The sequence below is a fragment of the Melaminivora sp. genome (assembly GCF_032059615.1).
GTDB lineage: Bacteria > Pseudomonadota > Gammaproteobacteria > Burkholderiales > Burkholderiaceae_C > Melaminivora.
The window spans coordinates 24,365-39,874 of the sequence record NZ_DAMCAM010000029.1 but is presented as its reverse complement, the minus strand read 5'-3'; the positions used below and the strand labels follow the sequence as shown (position 1 = coordinate 39,874).

Genomic DNA, 15,510 nt, shown 5'->3' with positions numbered 1-15,510 from the left:
AGCAGGCCGGCCAGCTGCATGGTGATGGTGCTGGCGCCGCGCGTGCGCCGGTTCCACAGGTTGGCCCAGGCGGCGGCGGAGACGGCCGTCCAGTCCACGCCGCTGTGCTCGTAGAAGCGCCGGTCCTCGCTCAGCACCAGGGCAGTGCGCAGCGCGGGCGAGACGTCCCGCAGCGCCAGCCATGCGCCGCGGCGCACGCTGCTGTCGGTGCGCACGCTGTGCAGCACCTCGCCCTCGCGCGAGAGCAGCTGCAGGTCGGACGGGCGGTGCGCGGCGCGCACCTCGTCGAAGCTCGGCAGGGCCCGCACCGGCAGGGCGCATGCGCCCAGGGCCAGGGCCAGCAGCGCGGCGCGGCCGGCTCTGGTTGTTTCCGAGAGCAAAAAATGGCGAAAATCCGCGCCAGCCATCGATAGTGCGCTACAAAAAAAGTTGCGAACGACTCCGTGTCGCCGGAGTGTGTCTGAGCGCGTGAACAGGGTCGGCATGCGGGCGGCAGCTTAGCTTGTCCTGCCCCCATGGACAGGTGGGGCCGGGCCGCCTAGGCTTCTCGCCGCCATTCACCCTTGACCCAAGGAGACTTCCATGCAGCGTGCCCTGCGCGTGTTCCTGTCCCTCTCCGCCTGCGCCCTGGGTCTGCCCGCCGGCGCGCAGACCCAGGTGTGGTCCGAGGCGCCCCGGACCCCGGTGTGGTCGGAAGCGCCGCACACCCAGGTGCGGCCGGAAGCACCTCGTACCCAGCGCTGGTCCGAGGCGCCGGCGCCGGCCCAGCCCGCCCCTGCCCCTCAGTCGGCGCCAGGCCAGACCCGCCTGTGGGCGGTTCCCACCCACACCGAGCGCCGCTCGGACGCCGACATCCAGCGCCAGGTGGACAGCATCGTGCGCAGCGTCGAGCGCGATACCCGCGCCGGCCGCGGCGCCTCCGGCGGCAACGCCCCGGCCAGCCAGGTCCCCGACCAGGTCTGGCGCGACCACGTGGATCGCACCCGGGCGCAGCAGCAATGGCAGCGCGAGCAGGACGCCCACTACGAGCGCCAGCGCCAGTTCAATCCACGCTGAGGCAGCTGGGGCATTGCCCCCTCCAGCCGCCCGGGCCGGAGCTTGACGCATGACACGGCATATCCCTGGCGCTGGCAGGCAAGCTGGAACGGGAATCGGCGGTGGTGTGGCCCGATGTGCGCCAGGACTACGGAGAGCCGCTCAAGGTGCCGACCACCATCCGCTTCGATGCCGACGTGCTGGCGGCACTGAAGGCCTCGGGCAAAGGCTGGCGGACGCGGGTCAACGAGGCGACGCGCGAATGGCTCAAGACGCATCCGTGCGCCTAGCCGGTCTCCATGACTGCCGGACAAGATTTGACGGAAGTCAAAACCACGTCATCCATGCATGCCCAGACTGCCTGGCATGCCCCTCGCCCCTGGCGGCTCGCTCCGCAAAAAATTCCCCCTGAACCCGGCCCGCCCCGAGCGCACCTGCTGGGGCTGCGACCGCTATTGCGCGGCGGACGCCATGCTGTGCGGCAACGGCTCGGAACGCAGCCAGCACCCGGCTGAGCTGTTTGGACCGGACTGGGCCGAGTGGTTACCGCCCGGGCAAACGCAGGGCGATGGGACGCCTTACCCCAGCTCCAGCACCACCGGCTGATGATCCGAGGCTTGAGTCTCGCCGTCGATGGCCATGGTGCGGACATGGCCCTTGAGCGAGTCGCTGACCCAGACGAAGTCGCAGGCGATGGGCGACTTGGAAAAGCGCTGGTCGAACACGCAGAAGGTGGGCGGCTGCGGCGCCTTCGGATGCAGCACGCGCCAGGCGTCGTGCAGCGGCACGCTGCCTGCCTGGGCCCAGGTGCCGGCTTCCTCGGTTGACAGCGGTGCGGCGAGCAGCGCGTATTCGGCTTCATGCGCCTGCAGGTTGAAGTCGCCGCACAGGATGGCGTGTGGCGTGTGCGCGCGCTGCTGGAAGGGCGTGTCCGGCTTGCCCGGCGGCGCCGGCTGCGCGGCGTGCGCCGCGTATTCCAGGATGAGCGCGCGCAGGCCCTGCGCCTGCGCCATGCGCTGCACGCGCGAGTAGTACTCCAGGTGCGTGGTCATGATGCGCACGGCGCCCAGGACCTCGTCCTGCACCGTCAGCACGCTGCACATGCGCGGCATGCTGCTCACACTGGCATCCGCCGGGTACGGCAGCGGGTGGTGCTGCACCTGCAGCACGGGCAGGCGTGTGGCGATCAGGTTGCCAAAGCGCTGGCGGCCACCGGGCGTCCAGGCATCCACGGCGGCGCCGAAGAACACCTGCCAGCCCGCGGGCAGCAGCGCCTGCAGCTGGGCCGGCTGATCACCCGGCGCGCCGGCCAGGGTGGAGAAACCGCTGGCGATCTCCTGCAGGCACAGCACGTCCACATCGTCCATGGCCAGCGCCTGGCGCACGATGCGCGCCACGTCGACCTGGCCGTCCAGGCCCAGGCACCACTGCGTGTTCCAGGTGACGATCTGCATGGTTTACATCAAAAAAAATAGCTGACTGCGCTTGATTGACAACGGCTGAAGGCCATTTCGACCAAAAACCTCACTTGATGCCGGCGCGCATGAAGCTTTGCACGAACTGGCGCTGGAACAGGATGAAGCCGACCAGCAGCGGCGCCACCGACATCAGCGTGGCGGCGGTGATCAGTGACCACTCCACGCCCTGCTCCACCGACGAGAACACCTGCAGACCCACGGTCAGCGGGCGCGACTCAACGCTGTTGGTGATGATGAGCGGCCACAAGAAGTTGTTCCAGTGAAAGCTCACCGAGACCAGCGCGAAGGCGGTGTACACCGGCCGCGCCAGCGGCACATAGACGCGCCACAGGATCTGCAGGGCGCTGGCGCCCTCCACGCGCGCAGCCTCGTCCAGCTCCTTGGGAATGCCCATGAAGGTCTGGCGCAGCAAAAAGATGGCGAACGCCGAGGCGAAGTACGGCAGGCCAATGGCGGTGAGCGTGTCCACCAGGCCCAGGTGGCCCATGGTTTTGTAGTTCTCCACCAGCAGCAGGTCGGGCGTAATCATGAGCTGCACCAGCACCAGCGCAAAGGCGACGTTGCTGCCAGGGAAGCGGTAGCGCGCAAAGGCGTAGGCGGCCAGCGTCGACAGCACCAGCTGCGCCGCCAGAATCAGCGCCACCAGCACGGCGGTGTTCAGGAAGTAGCGCGCAAAGGGCGCGGCCTCCCAGGCACGGCGGAAGTTGTCCAGTGTCCAGGGCGCATCCAGCGCCAGGCGCGTGGCGTATTCGGGCGGGTGGAAGGCGGTCCAGAAGGCGTAGGCCAGCGGCAATATCCACAAGAGCGCCAGCAGCCAGGCGCCCAGGGTGTCCAGCCAGGTGGCGCCGTACAGGCGCACAGCGGTGTCTTGGCGCTTCACTTGTAGTGCACCCTTTTATCCAGCACGAAGAATTGCACCAGCGCCACGGTGGCCAGCACAGCGACCAGCACCACGGTGATGGCGGCGGCGTAGCCCGTGTCCCAGAACTTGAAGCCCACTTCGTACAGGTGATACAGCAAGAGCGTGGTGGCGTTGTCCGGCCCGCCGCGCGTCAGGATGAAGATGTGGTCGACCAGGCGGAAGGCGTTGATGACGGCGTTGACCAGGACGAACAGCGTGGTCGGCATGAGCAGCGGCCACTGCACGCGGCGAAAGAAATACCAGCGGGAGGCGCCCTCGATGGCAGCGGCCTCCTTCAGGCTGGGGTTCAGCGTCTGCAGCGCCGCCAGATAGAAGATCATGAAAAAGCCCGCCTCCTTCCACACGGCCACCAGCGTCACCGCGGCCAGCGCCGTCGAAGGGTCGCCCAGCCAGTTGTGCGAAGGCAGGCCCAGGGCCCCAGTGATCTGCTCCAGCAGGCCGTATTGCGGCGTGTAGAAGAACAGCCAGATGTTGGCCACGGCGATCATCGGCAGCACGGTGGGCGTGAAATAGGCCATGCGCACCAGCGTGCGCCCGGCCAGGCGCTCGTTGACCCACAACGCCATGACGAGCGCCAGGCCGATGGACAGCGGAATCGTTGCGCCGGCGAACCACAGGTTGTTGCGCACGGCGTGCCAGAACACCGGGTCGTCCCACATCACCTGGTAGTTCTCCAAGCCCACCCAAACGGACGGCCGGCTGCCGCGCGGAGTCGAGTAGAAGCTGTCGATCAGCGTGGCGACGGCCGGCCAGTGCGTGAAGGCCACCAGCAGCATGAGCGCCGGAAGCAGCAGCAACCACGCGTGGATGGCGCGCTGGCCGGCGCCGGCGTTGCCTGCGCGCGCGGTGCTGGCCTGCATCACTTGTAGCTGCGCAGGATGCGGTCGGCCTCGCGCTGCGCGTCCTTCATGGCCTGCGCCGAGGTCTTGGTGCCGTTCAGCGCGGCCTGCACGGCGTCATTGAGCACCTTGGTCACGCGCTGGTTCTCGTGCGTGGAGAACTCGGCCACCGACACCGGCAACTGGTCGCGCGCCACCAGCGCGGGCGGGAATTCCTGGCCGTATTTCTTGAGCGCCGGCGTGTCGTACGCGGCCGGCGAGACGGCGACGTAGCCGCTGTCGATGCTCCACTGCGCGGCACGCTCGGGCTGGGTGATCCACTTGGCGAACTCGAACGCCGCCTGCTGCTGCTCCCTGGGCGCCTTCTTGAAGATGTAGAAGTTGCCCCCGCCCGTGGGCGAGCCGCCCTTGCGCACATTGCCTGCGATCTGTGCCACGCCGAAGTCGAACTTGGCGTTGTTCTTCACGTTGGTCAGGTTGCCGGTGGTGGTGACGATCATGGCGGCCTTCTTCTCGAAGAAGTCCTTCGGCGTCGTGCCCCACTCGATCACGCCCTTGGGGTGCACGCCCTCCTTGGCAAGATTCACCCAAAAATCCACCGCCTCGACGACCTTGGGGTTGTCGAACGTCACCTGCGTGCCGGCCTCGTTGGCCAGCAGCACGTCGTTGGGCGTGGTCAGCGTCTGCAGCAGCCAGTAGGCAAAGCCGGTGGAGGGAATCTGGATGCCGTACTGCGAGACGTTGCCGCTGGCGTCTTTTTTCGTCAGCTTGTGCGCCATCTCCTTGAGCTCCTTCCAGTTGGCCGGGGCCTTGGCGGGGTCCAGGCCGGCCTCCTTGAAGGCGTCCTTGTTGTAGTACAGCACCACGGTGGAGCGCTGGAACGGGATGCCCCAGGTCTTCCCGCCGGTCTGGCTGTTGGCCATGAAGGCCGGGTAGAAGCTCTTGAGCCAGGCGCGGTCGGCGTCGGTCTTCACGAAATCGTCGATGGGCACGATGGCGTCCTCGTCGATCAGCGTGAACATGTCGGTGGACAGCAGCACCGACGTGGCCGGCGGCTTGCCCGATTTGTTGGCCGTCAGCGCCTTGACGATGGTCTCCTGGTAGGTGCCGGCGTAGATCGGCGTGACCTTGGTGCGCGGGTTGGTCTTGTTGAATTCCTCGGCGTAGCCGTCGATGACCTTGGTGATGGGGCCCCCCACCGCGACCGGGTAATAGAACGGCACCTCCACGCTGGTTTGCGCCAGCGCCGGCAGTGCGCAGGCGGCCAGGGCGGCAGCGGATACGGTTTTCAGGAACGTCTTGCGTTGCATGGCGGGTCTCCTTGCGGTGGAACGGACAAAAAATGGCGGGCGCGGGCCTTGGACCACGCGGGCGCCCATCAGGCGGGCAGGCGTCGGCCCTGCGGATCGAAATAGTGGCAGTCGCCTGGCTGCCAATGCAGCTGCACGGCCTCGCCCTGGCGCGCCAGGGCCTGCTGGCCGGGCGCGCGCACGGTGATGAACTCCGAACCCACGGCGCAGCGCAGCACAGCATCGGCGCCCAGGTATTCCTGGCTGTGCACGGTGGCGGCGACGCCCGGCTGAGCGCTGCCCGCGGGAGCCAGGCGCACCGCCTCGGGGCGCAGGCCCAGCCACTGCGCGCCCGCAGGGCCGGCCGCCACATCGGTGCCCGCAATGCGCCCATCCTCCAGCTGCACCAGATTCATCGGCGGCGTGCCGATGAAGCGCGCGGCGAACGTGGTCGCCGGCGCGGCATAAACCTCGCGCGGCGGCGCGCACTGCTCGACCCGGCCCTGGTGCAGCAGAACCACTTGGTCGGCCATGCTCATGGCCTCGGTCTGGTCGTGCGTGACGTAGACGACGGTGAGGCCCAGGCGCTGCTGCAGTTCGCGCAGTTCGGTGCGCATCTCCTGGCGCAGCTGCGCGTCCAGGTTGGACAGCGGCTCGTCCATCAGGCACACGCGGGCCTGCGCCACCAGCGCGCGGCCCAGCGCAACGCGCTGCTGCTGGCCGCCGGACAGCTGCGCCGGGCGTCGGTCCAGCAGATGCGCCAGGCCCAACAGGCGCGCCGTCTGGTCGATGCGCTCGGCGGCCTCGGCCTTGGGCGTCTTGCGCACCGACAGGCCGAAGCCGATGTTGTCGGCCACCGTCAGGTGCGGGAACAGCGCGTAGTTCTGGAACACCATGGCAATGCCGCGCTGCGCCGGTGGCAGCTGCGTCACGTCGCGCCCGTCGATGCGCACCTGGCCGCTGCTGGCGCTCTCCAGCCCGGCGATGATGCGCAACGTGGTCGATTTGCCGCAGCCCGAAGGGCCCAGCAGCACGCAGAACGTGCCGGGCTCGATGCGCAGGTTCAGGGATTGCAGGGCGCTGGTGTCGCCCCAGGACTTGGCAACCGATTCAAGCTCGATCAAAGACATCGCGCGAGTGTAGGTCCGCCCCATGGCCGTTACGTGACACTGGCGTGACGCCCTGAAGGGTCACTCCTGTTAAAAGAGCAAACTATCGTTGCCCTGCAAGGGCTTGGCGCATTTTTTATCTCCGTTCAAGGCTTGGGCGCGAGCACCTTCACTGCAGCGTTGGGCGCCTCCCCGCGCATCTCCGGCGCATACAGCGCCTCGACCCGGCTGGGTGGCAGGGCGAAGTCGCCGGCATTGTTCAGCCGCACGGTGTACTGCATCTTCACCGTGCCCTTGGGCAGGTATTCGTAGTAGCTGCGGAAGGCCTCGAAGCTGCGCTCCTCGTAGGCGGGCCAGCCCGCGCCCTCGCGGCGTTCGCCCTCGGTGGCGATCTCGGAGTCGCGCCCCAGGCCGCTGCCCAGGATGGTCGCGCCTCCGGGGATGGGGTCGGTGATGGCCACCCAGGTCATGTCGGCGCGGCTGCTCACCTCCAGCGTCACGCGCAGGATGTCGCCGCGGCTGTATTGGCCGGCGGGCAGGTTCTTGTCGGCCTGCTCGACCGGGGTGACGCTGCGGCGGATGGAAAAGCCCGCGCTGAACGGCTCCTTCAGCGGGACGGCGGCCAGCGACTGCAGCGTCAGCCACGGCCGGCCCGTGCCCTGGTGCTGCACGGCCAGCGTGCCTGCGCCGCCCTCGGGGCCGGTGGGCCAGGGCAGGAACATGCGGTTGCCCGCCAGCAGGCCGGGCGCGGCGGGCGCGCCCAGGCCGCTGCCCTGATGCGCGGCGCCCGTGGCGTCCGCCGTGCGGGCCGGCCGCACCTGGCTCCAGTCCACGGCGGCCGCCTGGCCGCCCAGCGTGGCGCGCGTGCTGCCGGCCACCGGCGCGGATTCGAACCGGGCGCTGAACTTCGCCAGCGCCATGCCGCCCCAGAAGTTGGCCGTGGTCGTCGGCCAGGCGCCGCCCTGCTGGCGGGCGATGAAGCCGGCCGCCAGGCGGCCCAGGTCGGCCTGCCAGTCGGGCTCGTCCAGCACGGCCAGGATCAGCCGCGCAGCGTTCACGTCGGCGCCCTGCATCAGCCACCACCAGTGGTCGCCCGCCTCGTCGGCAAAGCCCAGGCGCGTTCCCTGCCAGGACAGGCGCGCGCGCAGGATCTGCAGCGCCTCGGCCAGGCGCGCGCCGCGCTCGGGCAGGCCGGCGTCGTCCAGGCGCTTGAGGACGTTGACCCAGTCGATCACGGCGTGCGTGGGCCACTGGTTGGGCGCAATGCGCAGGCTCTGCAGCATGCGTGGCGTGGCGCGGCCGTAGCGCGACAGCGCCTCGATGGCGGCGAGCTTGCGCAGGTCCAGGTCGCGCTGCGGGCTCCAGTACTTGCGTTCGATGCGGCCTTCGACGAAGGCGATCAGCCCGCGCTCCATGGCCGCGCGTGCCTCGGGCGGCAGCGCAAAGGCGGCGTCCAGGCCGGCCGCCTCGTGCGTGGCGGCCAGCAGGTAGGCGGTCAGCGTGTCGCTGCCGCGCTCGCCGTCGCCTGCGCGCGGCGGGAAGTAGCTTGCCAGGCCGTCGGCGTCCAGGTAGGTCGGCAGCCGTGCGGCGATGGCCTGCCACAGCTGCGCGTCCTGCAGGCCGATGGCGCGGCTGGCCTGCTGCTCCAGGCAGGTGTAGGGGTAGCGCTCCCACCAGTCGCGCACGCCGGGCAGGCCTTCGGCCAGGCGGGGCTGCAGCGACAGCTGCAGGCCGCCGCGCCCGGGCAGCGCGTCCGCGGGCGGCGCCACCGGCAGCTGCAGGTCGCCGTCGATCTGGCGCAGCGAGGCCTGCTGCACGGCCAGCGGCACGGCGGGAACGATGCGCTGGCTGAGCTTGAGCGCATCGCGCGCCCCGCCCAGGGTGTCGCGCGCCTGCACCTCCCACGGCAGGGCCTGGGCGCGCATGGCGCCCAGCGCCTCGGGCGCGGTGACGTCCCAGGCCACCTCGCGCGCCTCGCCCGCGGGCAGCTCCACGGTCTGCGCCGCCAGCTGCAGCAGCGCCGCGCGCGGCGTCACCTCGACCCGCATGGGCCGCGCCGTGGTGTTGCGCAGCGTGATCTGCGCGCGGAACCGGTCGCCACCGCGCACCAGCGGCGGCAGGCCGCTGACGATCTGCAGGTCCTGCGTGGCGCGGATGCGCGTGGCGCCCGTGCCGAACTGGCCGGTGCCGGCGTCGGCCACCGCCACCACGCGGAAGGTGGTCAGGGCGTCGTTGAGCGGCACGGTCACGCGCGCCTCGCCGCGCTCGTCCAGCCGCACGGCCGGCTGCCACAGCAGCAGGGTGTCCAGCAGCTCGCGGGTCTGTGCCCGCCCGCCGCCGCCGCCCGCCGGCACGGCCTTCTTGCCATAGTGGCGCCGGCCGATGATCTCCATCTGCGCGGTCGAGGTCTCCACGCCCCAGGCGCGCCGCGCCAGCATGGCGTCCAGCAGGTTCCAGCTGGTGTTGGGCATCAGCTCCAGCAGCGCCTCGTCCACCACCGCCAGCGCCACCTCGGCGCCGGCAGCAGGCTTGCCGCCCGCCAGCGTGGCGCGCACGGTGACCTGCGCCTGTCCGCGCACGGGGTAACTCTCCTGGTCGGCCTGCACCTGCACGTCGATACGGTGGGCGCGCGCGCCCACGCGCAGCTCGGCCAGGCCCAGGCGGTAGGCCGGCTTGGCCAGGTCCACCAGGGCGGTGGGCGCCACGTATTCGCGGCCCTCGTGCCAGAAGGCGCTCCACCACTCGCGCGGCGCCTTGAAGCCCCAGGTAAAGAAGCTGTACCACGGCACCTCGCGCAGCCGCCCGCGGACGCTGAGCACGCTGACGTAGACGTTGGGCGCCCAGCCCTCCTCCACTTTCAATTCGATGATCGGGTCCTGGCCATTGAGCTGCACCACGCGGGTGTCGATCACGCCCTCGCGCTCCACCGCCACCAGGGCCGTCGCAAAGCGGAACGGCATGCGCACCTGCAGCCGCGCGGTCTCGCCGGGCTCATAGCTCTTCTTTTCGGGCAGCACGTCGATGCGGTCGTGGTCCTGGCCGCCAAACCACAGCTCGCCACGCCGCGCCACCCACACCGAAGTCGCGGCCTCGGCCTGGTTGCCGTCCTTGTCGCGCGCGGTGGCGATCAGCTCGACCTCGCCCGGCTCGTCGATCTGCGCGTCGCACAGCAGCAGGCCGCGTCCGTCGCTTGTGCCGCTGCACACCGTGCCCAGGTCGCGCGTCTCGGTCCGGTTGTCGTAGCTGTAGAAGCCCCCGACCATGCGCTTTCTGCTGGTGGTGGTGGTGCGGGCGACGGCCTGCACCGCCAGCGGCACGCCGGCCTGCGGCCGGCCGTCCAGGTCCAGCGCCAGCGCCTGAAAACGCACCCGGCCGGTGCTGGCGGCCCAGTCCTCGGCCTTGATGCCGGCGACCACGCCGGCCGGCCACAGCGTGTGCGTGGCATGCAGCGTCTGCACTTCGCCGTTGGGGTCGGCGTAGGTGGCCTCCAGCACCAGGTCCTGCGCCTGGCGCGCCTGCGGCACGGGCTCGATGGTGGTGCGCGCCGTGCCGTTCTTGTCCAGGGTCAGGGGCAGCTTGTCGGCGACCACGCGCGCGTCCTGGCTGGCGGCGGGCTCCTCCTCGCCGTCGCCTCCGCCCTCGCCGCCGGCCTGCGCTGCGCGCTTTCTCGGACCCTGGAAACTGAAGGTGTCGAAGTCCTCGAAGTGCAGCACCTTGGCGCGCACCAGCGCCGACACGCGCACCGGCAGGCGCGCCGCCGCGCCGCCCGAGACGTAGCCGACCTGCACGTCGGCCGTGACGCTGCGCGCGTGCACCAGCGGCGCCGAGGCGGCCGGGGCGATGCGCCCCTGCAGCACCGGCAGGCGGAACTCCTCCACGCGAAAGCTGCCGCTGTCCAGACTGCGGCCGCCCTCCCCGGCGTCCTCGCCCGCCGGGCCGCCGCCGCGCAGCTGCACCTGGTACTGGCCCAGCGCCGCGGCCGGCGGCACCTGGAACTGGCTGCTGGCGCTCAGCCCCCCGGTGGGCGTGCCGCGCCAGGCGAGCGTCTGGGTGTATTGCTGGCCACTGCCCACGTGGGTGATGACCAGCTCGCGCGGGCGCCGCGCCGGCAGCGCGAACCCGGCGCCCGTCTGGCTGCGCAGCAGGTGCTTCATGGATACGGTCTCGCCGGCGCGCAGCAGCGTACGGTCGAAGACGGTGTGGGCCACCTCGTCGGGCTGGGGGCCGCTGGCCGTGGGCACGTTGAAGCGCCAGGGCTCGATGCCGCGCTGCCAGTCGCTCCAGGCAAAGGCCAGGTCGTCGCCGCCGCGGGCGCTCACGAAATAGGCCCGGCGCCAGTCGTCGCCGCCGCCGCTGCAGGCCGGCGGCTCGGGCGACAGCCCCTCGAAACGCGCCACGCCGCTGGCGTCGGTGGTGGCGCTGGCCAGCGAACGGCCGTCGCAGGCGGACACGCGCACGCGTGCGCCCGCCACAGGCTGGCCCTTGTCGAGCGTGGTCACCCAGGCCACGGCGTTCTCGCGCCCGAGCTTGAAGTGCACGCCCAGGTTGGTCACCAGGGCGGTGGTGCGCACATACATGGTGCGCGCCGCGCCGTGGCGCTCGTCCAGCAGCGACGCGCCGAGCAGGGGCGAGGCGATCTCGACCACCGAGAAGCCCGGCGGCAGCGGAATGCCCACCACCTCGAAGGGCCGCGGCTCGCCCTGCGCCGGGCGCGGCAGCTCGAGCGCGCGCACGCCGGGCTGCCCGGCCAGCAGCGGCACCATGCGCGTCTGCACCTGGTCGCGCTCGCCGTCCCCCTCGTCCGGCAGGGGCGCGGGCAGGGGCGCGCGCGTGTCGCGGCGCGCCTGGACGCGCTCCAGGCTGAACGTGTCCCAGCGCTCCACGCGGCGCAGCCAGGCAATGATGTCGGCGTCCTCGGCGGGCTGCAGGGTGCGCACCTGGGCCGCCCCCTGCTGCGGCGCCGGCGCGCCGGGCTGCAGGCCCTGCACGGCCAGCTGCGCCTCGACGTTGCGCAGCGTCACCGGCAGCAGCGCCGGCCCCTCGGGCCCCTCGGCGTAGCGCTCGACCACGCCGAAGGGTGTGGCGGCGAACTTGGCCAGCGGCGGCAGCGCGCCGGTGGCCACCGGCATCGGAAAGCTCTGCCCGTTGGCCGGCGCACGGCCGGCGGCGTCCTGGAAGCCCTTGGGCAGCTCCAGGGTGTAGCCGGACTGGGCGGCCAGCGGCGGCGCAAACGAGACGCCATCGACCAGCACGTCGCCGTCGGCCCGGCCCTCGCGGCCTTCTCCCTCCCGCGGCGGTCGGGGCGACAGCGTCTGCCCGGCCCCCTTGAGGCGGATGGCCTGGGCCAGCCGGGCGGGCACCGGGGCGTTGAAATTCACGCGCAGCGGCCGGATCGGCAGGCACGCCGCCTGGGCGTTCTCGCGCTCGCAAGAGAACTCGACCTTGAAGGGCTCGCGCACCTGGTAGGCGAAGCGCTCCTCGGCGGTGTTGGCGATGCCGCCAGGCGTGGCCACGCCGCGGCCATAGACCAGCTGCATGCGCGTGCCGGCCGTCAGCCGCCGGGTGCAGGCCAGCGTCGCATAGCGCAGCGGCGCCCGGGTGGCGGCCTTGTCCTGGTGCGTGGCCTTCAGGATGGCCTGACGCTCCTTGCCCTCGATCAGGCGCACGGGGATGCGCTCGCCCACGCCGTCGGCCACGCACCAAGTGTTTTGTTGCACGCTTGCGGTGGTGGCCGGGCCGTTCAGGCGCAGCACGAAGTACTGCTCCTCGTCGATCTCCTGCCAGGTGCCGGGCTGCACGTCCTGCACATGCGGCCCGCCGGTATTGAATTGATAGCTAAAACCCCTCGCCAGGCCTGCACCCTGCGGCGATTTGAAGCCAGGCTTCGCGGTGATGGTGCAGCGCACACCGGGCGGCAGGTCGCTGGCGAAGTCATAGACCCATTCGCGCTCGCTGTTCCAGCGGCCTGTGCCGCGCCCGGCCTCGGCGTCGCTGCACGCCACGGTGGCGGGCGCGGGGGCGCGGGCGTCGCCCGCCTGCACGGCCGGCACCTCGAAGCGCACGACCACCTGCTGCACCCGCGCCACCTCGCCCTGCGGCGAGACGCCGGCGACTTTCAGCGTCTGCTGCGCGTGCGCTGCGCCAGCGCCTGCCAGGCCCGTCAGGAGCAGCAGCGTCGCCGCCAGTCCCGTCGTGATGTTGCGTGCCCTCATGCGTGGATGTCCTTTGGCGCTTTTCGTGACGGGTCTGGCCGGTGCGGGTTCACTGCGGCGTGAAGCCGCTGGTCTGGATGATGCGCTTCCACACCGCGGTGTAGGCACGCTCGCGCCCGGTGAGCTGCGCGGGCGTCATGTGGCCCACGGTCAGGCCCATGGCGGTGAGCTGCTCGCGCACCGCCGGCTGCGCCAGCACCTGGGCCAGCGCGGTGGAAAACCGCTGCAGGACGGCCTCGGGCGTGCCCGCGGGGGCGTAGAAGCCGTAGTAGGGCGTGTCCTCGAAGCCCGCCACGCCCAGCTCGGCGAAGGTGGGCACGTCTGGCAGCGCGGCCTGGCGTTTGGTGCCCAGCACCGCCACCACGCGCAGCTTGCCGGCGCGGTGGTTCTCGATGAAGTCCTGCACCGAGCCGATGCCGGCCGGAATCTGGTTGCCCAGCATGTCGCCGATCATGGGCGCGCTGCCGCGGTAGGGTGCCGACACCAGGTCGAGCTGGTAGCGCTCGCCCAGCAGCTTGACCAGGAACTCGGGGGTGGATGCCGGCGCCGGAATGCCCACCGCACTCTTGCCGCCCTGCTGGCGCCGCACCCATTCCACGTACTCGTTGAAGCCCGCTGCCGGCGTGCCGGGCGAGACGGCAAAGGCGTTCACGAAGGTGGCCAGGCCCCCGGCGGCGACGAAGTCGCGCGCCGGCTCGAAGCCGGCGTTCTTCACCACCTGCGGCAGGATGGAGATGGTGTGGTCGTGCGTGAGAAACAGCGTGCTGCCATCGGCCGGGGCGTTCTTGAGCGCCTGCGCCGCCACCTGGCCGCCTGCGCCGGGGCGGTTCTCCACGACGATGTTCATGCCCAGCGGCTCACGCAGCCGCTCGGCCAGCAGGCGGGCGATGGCGTCGCTGCCGCCGCCGGGCGGAAAGCCCACGAGGATGCGCAAGGTCTTGCCGCCCTGCGCCCAGGCGGGCGCAAGGGCCGGCAGGGCGCAGGCGGCGGCGGTGTGCGCCAGCAGGCGGCGACGGGTGAAGGTCATGGCGATGTCTCCGTTATCGTGGGGGAAAGGGAAGGCGCAGGTGCCTCTCGCGCCGGCGCCGGGTTCACGCGCCCAGCCGCGCCCGGTGGCGGGCGATCTGTGCGCGCACCTGCGCGGGCGCCGTGCCGCCCAGGGTGTTGCGTGCGTTGAGCGAGCCTTCCAGGCTGAGCGCCTCGAACACGTCACCCTCGATCGCCGGGTGAAAGCCCTGCAGCGTGGCCAGCGGCAGCCCGGACAGATCCACGCCCTGCTCCACGGCCGCGCGCACGGCATGCGCCACGGTCTCGTGGGCATCGCGAAATGGCAGGCCCTTCTTGACCAGATAGTCGGCCAGGTCGGTGGCCGTGGCATAGCCCTTCAGGGCAGCGGCGCGCATGGCGTCCCGGTTCACGGTGATGCCGCCGCTCTTGGCGCCGGTGGCGGCATCAACCTGGCCGCCGATCATCTCGGCGAAGATGCGCAGCGTGTCCTTCAGGGTGTCCACCGTGTCGAACAGCGGCTCCTTGTCTTCCTGGTTGTCCTTGTTGTAGGCCAGGGGCTGGCCCTTCATCAGCGTGATCAGCCCCATGAGGTGACCGACCACGCGGCCGGTCTTGCCGCGGGCCAGTTCCGGCACGTCCGGGTTCTTCTTCTGCGGCATGATGCTCGAGCCGGTGGTGAAGCGGTCGGCGATGCGGATGAAGCCGAAGTTCTGACTCATCCAGACGATCAGCTCCTCCGACAGCCGGCTGATGTGCACCATGACCAGGCTGGCCGCGGCCGTGAACTCGATGGCGAAGTCGCGGTCGCTCACGGCGTCCAGGCTGTTCTGGCACACGCCGTCCATGCCCAGGGTGCGCGCCACGCGCTCGCGGTCCAGCGGGTAGGTGGTGCCGGCCAGCGCGGCGCTGCCCAGCGGCAGCACATTGACGCGCCGGCGCACGTCCGCCATGCGCTCGGCATCGCGCGCGAACATCTCCACGTAGGCCAGCAGGTGGTGGGCAAAGCTCACGGGCTGGGCCACCTGCAGGTGGGTGAAGCCGGGCAGGATGGCATCGACGTTCTGCGCGGCCACTTCGACCAGCGCGCGCTGCACGTCGGCCAGCAGGCCCGAGAGCATGTCGATCTCGCCGCGCAGCCACAGGCGCACGTCGGTGGCCACCTGGTCATTGCGGCTACGGCCGGTGTGCAGCCGCTTGCCGGCATCACCCACCAGCCGGGTCAGGCGCGCCTCGATGTTCAGGTGCACGTCCTCCAGGTCGAGCTGCCACTCGAACTCGCCCGACTCGATCTCGCGGGCGATCGTGGCCAAGCCGCGCTGGATGTCCTCGTGGTCCTGCGTACCGATGATGCCCTGCGCGGCCAGCATCTCGGCGTGCGCCAGGCTGCCGGCGATGTCGGCCTGCCACAGGCGCTTGTCGAAGAACACGCTCGACGTATAGCGCTTGACCAGATCGCTCATGGGCTCGGAGAACAGAGCCGACCAGGCCTGGGCCTTGGTGGCGAGCTGGTCATGGGAGGGTTGCGTGGCGGGGCTTGGGGACATGAAGCGGTGATCCGGTAGGGCTGGCGGCCCCGGCTGCACGGAAGCCGCGCGGGCGGGGAGGAGCAAAAGCGGGA

At 70.9% G+C, this 15,510-nt stretch carries 12 protein-coding genes; 3 read left to right on the top strand and 9 right to left on the bottom strand.

The annotated features are described in order from the left end of the window. A partial coding sequence (locus tag RT051_RS08275; protein WP_409520578.1) for a transglycosylase domain-containing protein occupies window positions 1-380 on the bottom strand: 380 nt, incomplete at its 3' end. A gap of 202 nt (window positions 381-582) precedes the next feature. Here RT051_RS08275 and RT051_RS08270 point away from each other — a divergent pair. From RT051_RS08270 to RT051_RS08260, 3 genes are all read left to right on the top strand, one after another. Then, window positions 583-1,056, top strand: a complete 474-nt coding sequence (locus tag RT051_RS08270) for a hypothetical protein (protein WP_313074872.1) — start codon at window positions 583-585, stop codon at window positions 1,054-1,056. A 101-nt stretch (window positions 1,057-1,157) separates the two neighbouring features. Then, window positions 1,158-1,325: a BrnA antitoxin family protein gene (locus RT051_RS08265; protein WP_313074868.1), complete on the top strand. Its 168-nt coding sequence runs from the start codon at window positions 1,158-1,160 to the stop codon at window positions 1,323-1,325. Between the two features lie 76 nt (window positions 1,326-1,401). Continuing rightward, the gene (locus tag RT051_RS08260; RefSeq protein WP_313074865.1) at window positions 1,402-1,641 is read left to right on the top strand and encodes a DUF3079 domain-containing protein; all 240 of its coding nucleotides are present in this window, start codon (window positions 1,402-1,404) and stop codon (window positions 1,639-1,641) included. Here the strand turns inward: RT051_RS08260 and RT051_RS08255 are convergent. The 8 genes from RT051_RS08255 to argH form a co-directional block, all read right to left on the bottom strand. Next, complete coding sequence (locus RT051_RS08255) at window positions 1,614-2,489, bottom strand: endonuclease/exonuclease/phosphatase family protein (protein ID WP_313074862.1); 876 nt, start codon at window positions 2,487-2,489, stop codon at window positions 1,614-1,616. The genes RT051_RS08260 and RT051_RS08255 overlap by 28 nt on opposite strands. Before the next feature lie 70 nt (window positions 2,490-2,559). After that, window positions 2,560-3,372, bottom strand: a complete 813-nt coding sequence (locus RT051_RS08250; protein WP_313074875.1) for a carbohydrate ABC transporter permease — start codon at window positions 3,370-3,372, stop codon at window positions 2,560-2,562. 17 nt (window positions 3,373-3,389) lie between these two features. Beyond that, window positions 3,390-4,295, bottom strand: a complete 906-nt coding sequence (locus tag RT051_RS08245) for a sugar ABC transporter permease (RefSeq protein ID WP_313074858.1) — start codon at window positions 4,293-4,295, stop codon at window positions 3,390-3,392. Next, the gene (locus tag RT051_RS08240; protein WP_313074855.1) at window positions 4,295-5,584 is read right to left on the bottom strand and encodes an ABC transporter substrate-binding protein; all 1,290 of its coding nucleotides are present in this window, start codon (window positions 5,582-5,584) and stop codon (window positions 4,295-4,297) included. The genes RT051_RS08245 and RT051_RS08240 overlap by 1 nt, the downstream gene beginning before the upstream one ends. Window positions 5,585-5,652: 68 nt before the next feature. Next, window positions 5,653-6,693: an ABC transporter ATP-binding protein gene (locus RT051_RS08235; RefSeq protein WP_313074852.1), complete on the bottom strand. Its 1,041-nt coding sequence runs from the start codon at window positions 6,691-6,693 to the stop codon at window positions 5,653-5,655. Window positions 6,694-6,818: 125 nt separating this feature from the next. Then, window positions 6,819-12,884, bottom strand: coding sequence for an MG2 domain-containing protein (locus RT051_RS08230; protein WP_313074849.1), 6,066 nt, complete (start codon window positions 12,882-12,884; stop codon window positions 6,819-6,821). A 49-nt stretch (window positions 12,885-12,933) separates the two neighbouring features. After that, complete coding sequence (locus tag RT051_RS08225) at window positions 12,934-13,911, bottom strand: Bug family tripartite tricarboxylate transporter substrate binding protein (RefSeq protein ID WP_313074847.1); 978 nt, start codon at window positions 13,909-13,911, stop codon at window positions 12,934-12,936. 64 nt (window positions 13,912-13,975) lie between these two features. Next, complete coding sequence (argH, locus tag RT051_RS08220; protein WP_313074846.1) at window positions 13,976-15,436, bottom strand: argininosuccinate lyase; 1,461 nt, start codon at window positions 15,434-15,436, stop codon at window positions 13,976-13,978. Window positions 15,437-15,510: the final 74 nt, after the last annotated feature.

Coding starts and splice junctions, on each gene's coding strand:
- RT051_RS08255 (WP_313074862.1), bottom strand. CDS start 2,489: ATGCAGATCGTCACCTGGAACACGCAGTGGTGCCTGGGCCTGGACGGC.
- RT051_RS08270 (WP_313074872.1), top strand. CDS start 583: ATGCAGCGTGCCCTGCGCGTGTTCCTGTCCCTCTCCGCCTGCGCCCTG.
- argH (WP_313074846.1), bottom strand. CDS start 15,436: ATGTCCCCAAGCCCCGCCACGCAACCCTCCCATGACCAGCTCGCCACC.
- RT051_RS08240 (WP_313074855.1), bottom strand. CDS start 5,584: ATGCAACGCAAGACGTTCCTGAAAACCGTATCCGCTGCCGCCCTGGCC.
- RT051_RS08230 (WP_313074849.1), bottom strand. CDS start 12,884: ATGAGGGCACGCAACATCACGACGGGACTGGCGGCGACGCTGCTGCTC.
- RT051_RS08225 (WP_313074847.1), bottom strand. CDS start 13,911: ATGACCTTCACCCGTCGCCGCCTGCTGGCGCACACCGCCGCCGCCTGC.
- RT051_RS08260 (WP_313074865.1), top strand. CDS start 1,402: ATGCCCCTCGCCCCTGGCGGCTCGCTCCGCAAAAAATTCCCCCTGAAC.
- RT051_RS08235 (WP_313074852.1), bottom strand. CDS start 6,693: ATGTCTTTGATCGAGCTTGAATCGGTTGCCAAGTCCTGGGGCGACACC.
- RT051_RS08245 (WP_313074858.1), bottom strand. CDS start 4,295: ATGCAGGCCAGCACCGCGCGCGCAGGCAACGCCGGCGCCGGCCAGCGC.